The sequence below is a fragment of the Oleiphilus sp. HI0061 genome (genome assembly GCF_001635675.1).
Window position 1 is genome coordinate 1 of record NZ_LWFE01001678.1, and the last position, 592, is coordinate 592.

1 protein-coding gene is annotated in these 592 nt (G+C 45.9%); it reads left to right on the forward strand.

Annotated features, from left to right (window positions below; translation table 11 throughout):
* Nucleotides 1–25: 25 nt before the first annotated feature.
* The coding region (locus A3735_RS25925) for an aminotransferase class V-fold PLP-dependent enzyme (protein WP_156495110.1) at nt 26–592 on the forward strand (567 nt) is incomplete at its 3' end.

Genomic DNA, 592 nt, shown 5'->3' on the forward strand with positions numbered 1-592 from the left:
GAGCTATCAAGGTATTGAGTGATAAATGAATATTGAAAGTATTAGAGAACAATTCCCTATTCTAAACCAAGAGGTCAATGGCAAGCCTTTGATCTACCTTGATAGTGCCGCCAGTGCACAAAAGCCCGAAGCGGTGCTCGAAAGCATGGCGAACTACTATCATCATGATAATGCCAACGTACACCGAGGCGCGCACACCTTGGGTGACCGTGCAACGGCTGGTTTCGAAGGTGCACGCGAAACAGTTCGTCAATTTCTCAATGCAAACTCAACCAAAGAAATCATTTGGACCAAAGGAACAACTGAAGCCATTAACCTGATTGCTAACGGTTTGGCAAGTCAGCTAGAGCCTGGTGACGAGATCATCGTTAGCCGCATGGAGCATCACGCCAATATCGTTCCCTGGCAATTAGCGGCGGAGAAATGCGGTGCGCAAATTAAAGTACTCGATTTTGACGAGAACGGTGAGCTATCACTTTCCCAAGTTGATGAGTTGATTAACGAGAAAACCAAAGTCATCGCTGTCACCCACGTATCCAATGTCCTGGGCACGATTAACCCTGTTAAAGAAATCATTGAAAAAGCAAAGGCT